This window comes from Roseateles sp. P5_E11 (assembly GCF_054049355.1).
This window is the reverse complement of sequence record NZ_JBFUMO010000886.1, coordinates 1-1,666: the sequence shown is the minus strand read 5'-3', so window position 1 is coordinate 1,666 and position 1,666 is coordinate 1. Positions and strand designations below refer to the sequence as shown.

Genomic DNA, 1,666 nt, shown 5'->3' with positions numbered 1-1,666 from the left:
GCTTTATGCCGACGGCCCGACCACGCTGACCAATATCGCCAGCTGGCGCGTCAAGGAGACCGATCGCATTGCTGCCATGGCCGCCGAGCTGCGCAAGCTGGGTGCCACGGTCGACGAAGGGCCGGACTGGATCCGGGTTGAACCGCTGCAGGACTGGAAGGCCGCGGCCATCCACACCTACGACGATCACCGCGTCGCCATGTGTTTCTCGCTGGCCGCCTTCAACGGCCTTGTCAGCGCGCAGGCCGTGCCGGTGCGCATCCTCGAACCGCACTGCGTCGCCAAGACCTTCCCGGRCTACTTCGAGACGCTTTTTGGCGTCGTGGTGGCCAACGCTGCCGACATTCCGGTCGTCACCATCGACGGCCCGACCGCCTCCGGCAAGGGCACGCTGGCCGATGAGGTGGGCAAGGCGCTCGGCTTTGGCGTGCTTGATTCCGGTGCGCTCTACCGCGTCGCGGGCTTGGCCGCGCGCCGCGCCGGCTTGAACCTGGATGACGGCGACGCCGTCGCCGCCATCGTGCCGACGCTGCAACTGCGGTTCGGCGATGGCCATGTCTTCCTGGGCCAGGAAGACGTCAGTGCCCGGCTGCGAGCCGAAGCGACCGGCCTGCTGGCCTCACAGGTCGCCGTCCATCCTCAGGTGCGCAAGGCCCTGCATCAGTTGCAACTCGACTTCCGCCGCCTGCCTGGTCTCGTCGCCGACGGCCGCGACATGGGCACAGCCATCTTCCCTGACGCCTCCCTCAAGGTATTCCTCACCGCCAGCGCCGCGACGCGCGCTGAGCGCAGGCATAAGCAGTTGATTTCCAAAGGAATTTCGGCTAATATTGACAGCTTGCGCGAAGATCTGGAGGCGCGGGACGAACGGGACAAGAACCGCTCAGCCTCGCCACTGGAACCCGCGCAGGACGCGCAGCTGCTCGACAACTCGGCGCTGACCATCGAAGCCTCGGTGGATCAGGTGCTGGATTGGTGGCAACAGCGCAGGCCTTTTTGACGCGCCTMGTTACGCACGAGGTGCCAGAGAAGGTCCAGGCTTGAGACGCCACGGCCCGCGGCCCTTCCCTCCGAACGTCAGTTCACTGAGGGTCGCGATGTCAACAACTTAACCCGCAGCTTGTCTGCACGCCGCGTCCGGGGTTCCCCGGCGCATCAGGATCCATCACATGTCCCAAACCCAAACCGCCCAAGCCTCCGGCATGGAATCCTTTGCCGCCATGTTCGAGGAGTCGCTGCAGCGCTCCGACATGCGCGCTGGCGAAGTGATCTCGGCCGAAGTCGTTCGTGTCGAACACAACTTCGTCGTCGTCAACGCAGGCCTCAAGTCCGAAGCCTACGTGCCCATCGAAGAGTTCAAGAACGACCAGGGCGAACTGGAAGTCCAGGTCGGCGACTTCGTCTCCGTCGCCATYGACGCCATCGAAAACGGCTACGGCGACACCATCCTGTCGCGCGACAAGGCCAAGCGCCTGGCCTCGTGGCTGAGCCTGGAAACGGCCCTGGAGTCCGGCGACTTCGTGACCGGCACCGTCTCCGGCAAGGTCAAGGGCGGCCTGACCGTCCTGGTCAACGGCATCCGCGCCTTCCTGCCCGGCTCGCTGCTGGACACCCGCCCGGTGAAGGACATGAGCCCGTTCGAGGGCAAGACCATGGAATTCAAGGT

Annotated in this window: 2 protein-coding genes; both read left to right on the top strand. The window is 65.1% G+C overall.

From position 1 onward, the window contains the following. Positions 1-1,000: (d)CMP kinase (gene cmk / locus ACXJKR_RS31745; RefSeq protein WP_457326241.1), on the top strand; the 1,000-nt coding region annotated here is incomplete at its 5' end. A 169-nt stretch (positions 1,001-1,169) separates the two neighbouring features. Further along, the coding region (locus ACXJKR_RS31740; protein ID WP_457326240.1) for a S1 RNA-binding domain-containing protein at positions 1,170-1,666 on the top strand (497 nt) is incomplete at its 3' end.